Below are 6,600 nucleotides of genomic sequence, written 5' to 3'. Positions count from 1 at the left end.
CGCGCGAAGCTGTGCCCCAGTGCGGCTTCCAGCGCGGCGGCGTCGTGCGGCTTCATCGTTCGGCTACTGCTTGGGCTTGTCGGCGGGCGGCGGGTTCTGCGGCGGCGGTGTGGTCGCGGGATTCGCCGGCGCGGGCGGCGTCACCTGCGGCGCGGCGCTCGGCGCCGGCGCCGCGCTCGCGAGAAGTTTCTCCAGCCGCTCCTTCTCGCGCCGTGCCAGGTCGGCCACCGTCCCGGTCGGCGACAGGCTCAGCACCTTCTTCGTCGCTTCCAAGGCCTCGGGATACCGCTCCAGGTGGTCGAGCGCGATCGCCAGCCGCAGGTACACCATCGCGTCCGGCTGCACGGTGTTGAGCTGACCCGCCATGCGCAGGTGCTCCACGGCCGCGGCGTCGTTATGCCGGTTCAGCTCGACGAACCCGATGGCCGCGTGCGCCATCGACTTCAGCAGCTGCCGCCGTTCGTCGATCAGCTTCGGCGGCGTGTTGGCCGGCACCACCATGTCGCTGTCCACCTTCTCCAGCCCATGCTGCGAGTATTTCACCGCTTCCTCGAATCGCAGGTCGCGGTCGAGGTCGCCCTCGCGCGTGCGCTCGGCGATCACACTCGCCAGCAGGATCAGCACCACCGGATTGTCCGGATCGAACGTGAGCGACTTCCGCCCCATCTCGATCGCCTTGTCGGCCAGGTTGTTGCCCTGGTAGGCGTCCATCAGGCCCTGGTAGATGGGCCCGCGCAGCTCGCTCTCGGGGAACTTCTTCGCGAACTCGTCGGCGGCCCTCTCGGCCTCCGCGCTCGTCGCCATCCGCCGGATGGCGTTGTACGCGTCGAACTCCTCCTGCGTCCTCGCCTGCGGCAGCCGCTTGGTGCCGGCGGGCTGCGCCGGCGCCGCCGCCGGAGCGGTCGCTGGCGCCGGGGACGTGGGCTGCGGCTTGGCGGCCCCTCCGGCGGGCGCCGTGGTCGTCTGCGCCAGCGCCATGGCGCCGAGCACGAGCAGGGAAGCGAGCGTTCGCATCATGAAACCAGGTCCTTTCTTCATTGCCGCGGCGTCGCCGGCGCGTAGGGCTGTTCGATGCCGCGCTCGGCCGCCTTGCGCGTCTCCGGCCGCGGGTCGCCCGCCGAGAGCGCCGCCCGGTAGTGCGTGAGCGCTTCGTCGCGCGCGTTCTGCATGTCGAAGATGCGGCCCAGGTAGATGTGCGACCACGCCACCATGCGCGGGTCGCGCGCCAGTTCGATGGTCTGCCGGAAGAACTTCTGCGCCGTCTCCACCTGCCCGTCCATCACCGCGCAGCGCGCCAGGATGAAGGTCGCGTGCGCCGGGTCCCCGCTCTTCTGGTCGAAGACGTCCTGCGCGTACTTGCGCGCGCCCGCCACGTCGCCGGCCGCCAGCCGCGACTCCGCGATCTCGAGCGTCTTCTCGTACGGGTTCACGCGCTTCGCGCCCAGCACCTCGGGCGCCGCTTCCTTGCTGAACGTGATCTCCCGCGCGCGCTTCTTCTCGGTGTCCACCAGGATGTAGTGCAGCATGTCGCCGTAGGCCGCGTTCAGCCCCTGCGCGCCCTTCTCGAAATTCTCCAGCGCCTCGTAGAAGTAGTGCGTGAGGATGTAGCCCTGCCGCATGGCGTTCTGCATGTGCTGCAGGCGCCTGGCTTCGGCCGCCTTGCCGCCCGGCAGCGTGCGCGCCTCGATCGCCTGGATCAGCGATTCGGTGACCAGCAGCGACACGTCGTACTTGAAGCTCTCATCGAGCGGCGCCGTCTGCACCGCGTCGAGCAGCGGCTCCAGCCGCCGCATCGCGTTCGTCCGGCCCAGCGCCAGCGGGTCGAGCACGTAGTGCAGGTACGTGTGCCGCACCTGCGCCATCGGGATCTCGCCCTTCGCATCCGGTGAGATGATCAAAAAATAATCCGCGCCGTAGTTGCGCGAGTTCACCTGCCCCGGCGCTTCCAGCGGCTCCAGGTACACCGTGAATGCCCGGTCCACGTAATTCGCGGATGCCAGCTTCAGGTAGATGTCGGTGTCGAAGCGCATCTTGCCGACCGCTTCGCCGTAGCGCTCGATGAGCGCGTCGTAGTCCTTCTGGTGGCGCTGCCACACCGCGTGCACGCCCGCCGCGTCGTAGAACTTCTGCAGCAGGGGCAGGAAGCCGAGCACGTAGGCCGCGTCCGGCGGCAGGTCGGCCGCGCGCGTCGTCAGCTCGAACCTGGGCGGCTCGGTCAGGTACAGCGCCAGCGACATGTACTGCGCGAGGTTGCGGCTCGGGTCGTTCGCCGCGTGGTCCGCGTAGAACGCGCAGACGCGCTGCTGCGCCGCCTGCGCCTCCGCCGAGTGCGACACGTTCTGCGCGATCTCGCCCCGCACGCGCGCGCGCAGCGGGTCGCTCTGCGAGAGCTCGGCGTCATAGCCGCACGCGTTCAGCGCCGCCAGCGTCGCGAACACCGGCTCGCTGGAATCCAGCCGGATCATGGCTTGCTGCTGCGCCGCCGCGCCGGTCGAAAGCCCCAGCGCCAACGCCGCCAGGGCGACAAAGCGGGGAAGAGAGCCCAGAAGTGCCTCCGAAAACATGTCTCAAGGTGGGAGCGACCTGCTCAGTTTACTAGAGAGTCGCCGCCAACAACAAAGGCCGGCCCAAAGGCCGGCCCCGGAAGTCTGCGGTCTATCCCTTCACGTTGATGCTGGCGAACGAGATGACCGCGCGCCCCTGCGTCGGCCGCCCGAAAGCTCTCGCCGGCTCGAACACCGTGAAGATCATGATGCTGTCGAGCTGCGGCTGCAGCGCCTTCGCGTCCACGCCCTCGGTCAGGATGCGGTAATCCTCCACCCGGCCGTTGGCGTCCACCAGCGCTTCCACCTCGATGGCGTTGCCGTCGCCTCCCAGCGACTCCGGCGGCATGGCGGTGAGTTGCGGCGGCGTGTAGCTCAAGCTGGGCAGCGGCGGGTCGTTCACCACCACCGGCAGCGCCCAGAACCCGATCAGCAGGCCGAAGAAGATGACGGCGCTCAACACGCCCGCCGCGGCGGGGAACATCAGCCCGCGCAGCGAGTCCTCCAGCCGCAGCGCGAACGCTTCCAGCGTCCGCCGCTGCCGCTCCGCGCGCTCGCGCGAAAGCGCCAGCTCGATGCGCAGCGCCAGGTCCGCCGGCGCCTTCCGCCGCCCGACCGCCGCCACCAGCTGCCGCGTCAGCTCCAGTCCCTGGTGCTCCGACCGGCAGACCGCGCAAGCTTCCAGGTGCTCGCGCACCGCGCGCTGCTCGCTGCCCGGCAGGGCAGTGTCGACGTACGAAGACAGCCGCGATTGGATATCGTTGCAGGTCATTTTGTTACCTCGACTTCATCCGCAAGCCGGTTCGACTTCTTCAAGGGCCGCTCTTGCGGTGACTCCAGGCCCAAACTCTCTCCCGCCTCGCGCACGTAGCGCGCCAGGCGCTTCTTCAAGGCCGCGCGCCCGCGCATCAGCCGCGACTTCACCGTGCCCAGGCTCGTCTCCAGCACCTCGGCGATCTCCTCGTACGAGAGCTGCTCGATGTCCCGCAGCACCACCACCGTGCGGTACGGCTCCGGCACCTGCCGCAGTTCCATCTCGACCCGCGCGCGCACTTCCTCGTGCGCCAGGTTCTCGAACGGCGTGTGCTCGTGGTCGGCCAGCGCCTCTTCCAGCGAGCGCGTCTGCCGCGTCCGCCCGTTCGCGTCCGCGTACTCCTCCGCGTCCATCGAGGTCTCGCGGCTCTTGTGCCGGAACCACCAGCGCCGCTGGTTCGACGCCTCGTGGATCGCGATCCGGTACATCCACGTCTTCAGGCTCGCCCGCCCGTCGAACCGCTTGATCCCGCGGAAGACCTTGAGGAACACCTCTTGCGTCGTGTCCGCCGCATCCGCCGGATCCGACAGGATGCGGTGCACCACGCTGTAGATCGGCTGATGGTAGTGAGCGATCAGCCAGGCGTACGCCTCTTCCGAGCCGGACTTCAGCTCCGCGACCACCGAAGCTTCTTCCGACCGAACCGCTAACGCGCTGACCAGTTCGCCCAACTGCCCTGCTCCCGCCATCGGCTTCATGGCTTCGTCCCCAAATTAGCAGGATGCGAGCGCCCTCACAACTTACTTCCAGGCCGCGGGTCCCTTCTTTGGGACCTCACCGGCATAGAACCCGCCCGGGGAGGGAAAGTTCCCGGTTTCCCCCGTCGAGGGCTTCCTACCTGCCCGTTAGACGTCTGAGAATAGAACGGGTTACGCGACATTTCTTGCCGCCCATCCGTCCCACGATCAGTGGCTTACGTTCCTTGCCCTGCGCCGTCTATCAGCCCAGACTGGGGGTATCTATGTTTGCGCACAAGAGATTCTGGCAAGTCGCCGCCGGACTGGTCCTGCTGCTCGCCGGCGCCATCGGCCTGGTCGCCAAGGAAGACGACGGCGGGATGCCGCCGCTCACCGGCTCCTGGACGCTCGAGCTCTCCGCCGACGATCCCGCCAAGGTCAACGTCAACATGCAGTACCGTGGCACCCGCCGCGACGGCGGCTGGTCGGGCTTCAGCAATTGGGGCCGCACCATGCCGCTGGCTTCCTTCCAGGGCCTCACGCGCGAGCAGCTCGACTCCCAGGGCCAACACGTCACCTTCCAGCTCGTCGGCGACGCCGGTACCTTCCAGGGCGAGGGTTGGGCAGGACACGGGCAGGCGTCCGGCCACTACCAGCTGGTCCTGAACCCGCAGTTCAACGCCGAGATGAAGCGCCGCGGCTTCGGCGAAGTCACGCCCCGGCAGCAGTTCCAGCTCGCGTTCAGCGATTTCAAGTTCGCGCTGGTTGACGAGCTCAAGGCGCAAGGCTACGCGCCCTACGACACCGACGCGCTCGTCCGCCTGGGCACCCACGGCGTCACCGTCGACTACGTCCGCGAGATGAAGGCCGCCGGCTACACCTTCCGGGACGTCGGCACGCTCACCAAGATGCGCGACCACGGCGTCACCCCGCGCTACATCCGCGAGCTGCACGACGCCGGCTACCGCGACCTCAGCGCCGAGCAGTTGCTGCGCGCCCGCGACCACGGCGTCACCGCACGCTTCATCAGCGAGCTCGGCTCGCTCGGCGGCGGCCAGCGCTCGCTCGAGGAGGTCATCCGCCTGCGCGACCACGGCGTCAGCGCCGACTACGTCGCCTCCCTGAAGCAGGCCGGCTACACCAACATCACGGTGGAAGAAGCCGTCCGCGTCCGCGACCACGGCGTCACCGGCGAGTTCATCTCCTCCATGCGCGACGCCGGCTACAAGCTGCCGCTCGAGGAGATGGTGCGCCTGCGCGACCACGGCGTCAGCGCCACTTTCGTCCGCGAGGTCAAGACTGTCTTCCCCAACGCGCAGCTCGAAGACATCATCCGCCTCAAGGACCACGGCGTGCACATGTCGTACATCTCCGAAATCCGCACGCACTTCCCGCAGGCGCAGCTCGACGACCTGGTGCGCGCGCGCGACCACGGCGTCAGCGCCGAGTTCGTGCGCCGCTTCAAGGACGGTCGCTCCCTCGACGAGATCATCCGCCTGAAGGACCGCGGCGTGGAGATGTACTGAGACTCAGGAGCGCCGGCTTCAGCCGGCCGGAGCGACTCGCCCACCTACTGGGGCGTCGTCGTTTTCTTCTTCCGCGTCGTCCGCGGCGCGGTGTCGTCGATCACGATCTTCTTCGCGCCGCTCTTCGACGTCGCCGCCGTCTTCCCGCCGGTGCGCAGCCGCGCCAGCTCCAGGTCGCGCTGCGTCGCCAGCGCCTCCAGCCGGTCGGCGAGCGAACGCCGCACCGCTTCCAGGTTTTTCACGTCGGCGACCAGCGCGTTGTAGTCCGATTGCGGCGCCGCCCCCGAGGCCACGTCCGTCAGCGCGCTCAGCACGTCATACAGCGCGTCCACGTTGCGATACAGCTTGAAGCTGGCGGCCAGGTTCTCCGGCGCGCTGCGCAGCTCCGCGATGCGCTGCGGCAGCGACTCCGAGAGGTTGCGCGAGAGCGCGTCCGCGTTCGCCTGGTACTGCTGCCGCGCCTCTCCGCCGCCTTTCCACTTTTCGATCCGCAGCTTCGCCAGGTCGAGGTTGGTGGTTTGCGCGGTCTGCTCCAGCTGCGCGAGCGTCAGGTTCAGCTCCGCGACCGAGCTCTGCGCGGTCGCTGCCGCTGCGACCAGCACGACGACAGCCAGCGTACGTAGCGTCATGTGGGGAACGTCCTTGCCTTCTTTGAAGTGCTTGGGGCCTGTCCTTGAGATGACGAAACCGGCCTGTTTGGTTACTTTTGCAGCCGGCCACCCGGGCCGAGGCCGGAGCGGGGCGGCCCCCCGCAGCGGGAGCTCAGGCAACCTCCGCTTCTACAAACCCTTCCTTACAGTAACCGATTGTGCGCCGACGGACGCCTCTGGCCAGGGTTGGAGCCTTTCGTCGCGCCACATACGGCCTGTCTCCCAAAGAAGAAATGAAGAGGTCAAGTCCTTGATGCGCAAAAGGGTTCTGCGGGCGTTCGTGCTGTCTTTGTTGCTGCTCATCCTGGCCCTTCTGGCGAACGGCTGCCGCGGCCTGCAGGCCGGCGGCGACACCGGCGGCGGCGGCAACGGCGGGGGCGGCGGCAACCT

General features: G+C 68.3%; 6 protein-coding genes. 1 reads left to right on the top strand and 5 read right to left on the bottom strand.

Features of this window, described 5'->3' with window-relative positions; genetic code table 11:
- Positions 1–63 precede the first annotated feature (63 nt).
- The 4 genes from VLA96_00310 to VLA96_00295 form a co-directional block, all read right to left on the bottom strand.
- A complete protein-coding gene (locus tag VLA96_00310; protein ID HSE47630.1) occupies positions 64–1,017 on the bottom strand; it encodes a hypothetical protein in 954 nt (317 codons plus the stop codon).
- Between the two features lie 17 nt (positions 1,018–1,034).
- Positions 1,035–2,510, bottom strand: coding sequence for a hypothetical protein (locus VLA96_00305; GenBank protein HSE47629.1), 1,476 nt, complete (start codon positions 2,508–2,510; stop codon positions 1,035–1,037).
- A 145-nt stretch (positions 2,511–2,655) separates the two neighbouring features.
- Positions 2,656–3,315, bottom strand: coding sequence for a zf-HC2 domain-containing protein (locus tag VLA96_00300; protein ID HSE47628.1), 660 nt, complete (start codon positions 3,313–3,315; stop codon positions 2,656–2,658).
- Positions 3,312–4,055 carry a sigma-70 family RNA polymerase sigma factor gene (locus VLA96_00295; protein ID HSE47627.1) on the bottom strand — a complete coding sequence of 248 codons (744 nt, stop codon included), beginning with the start codon at positions 4,053–4,055 and terminating at the stop codon, positions 3,312–3,314. Before VLA96_00295 ends, VLA96_00300 begins: the two co-directional genes overlap by 4 nt.
- A gap of 263 nt (positions 4,056–4,318) precedes the next feature.
- Here VLA96_00295 and VLA96_00290 point away from each other — a divergent pair, with 263 nt between their 5' ends.
- The gene (locus VLA96_00290) at positions 4,319–5,560 is read left to right on the top strand and encodes a hypothetical protein (GenBank protein HSE47626.1); all 1,242 of its coding nucleotides are present in this window, start codon (positions 4,319–4,321) and stop codon (positions 5,558–5,560) included.
- 44 nt (positions 5,561–5,604) lie between these two features.
- Here the strand turns inward: VLA96_00290 and VLA96_00285 are convergent, their stop codons facing one another.
- Positions 5,605–6,189 carry a hypothetical protein gene (locus VLA96_00285; protein ID HSE47625.1) on the bottom strand — a complete coding sequence of 195 codons (585 nt, stop codon included), beginning with the start codon at positions 6,187–6,189 and terminating at the stop codon, positions 5,605–5,607.
- Between the last annotated feature and the right edge of the window lie 411 nt (positions 6,190–6,600).

It is taken from the genome of Terriglobales bacterium (genome assembly GCA_035457425.1).
GTDB lineage: Bacteria > Acidobacteriota > Terriglobia > Terriglobales > Acidobacteriaceae > JACPNR01.
The sequence above is the reverse complement of the archived record's forward strand: the minus strand, read 5'-3'. Positions and strand labels throughout refer to the sequence as shown.

Coding starts and splice junctions, on each gene's coding strand:
- VLA96_00310 (HSE47630.1), bottom strand. CDS start 1,017: ATGATGCGAACGCTCGCTTCCCTGCTCGTGCTCGGCGCCATGGCGCTG.
- VLA96_00300 (HSE47628.1), bottom strand. CDS start 3,315: ATGACCTGCAACGATATCCAATCGCGGCTGTCTTCGTACGTCGACACT.
- VLA96_00295 (HSE47627.1), bottom strand. CDS start 4,055: ATGAAGCCGATGGCGGGAGCAGGGCAGTTGGGCGAACTGGTCAGCGCG.
- VLA96_00290 (HSE47626.1), top strand. CDS start 4,319: ATGTTTGCGCACAAGAGATTCTGGCAAGTCGCCGCCGGACTGGTCCTG.
- VLA96_00285 (HSE47625.1), bottom strand. CDS start 6,189: ATGACGCTACGTACGCTGGCTGTCGTCGTGCTGGTCGCAGCGGCAGCG.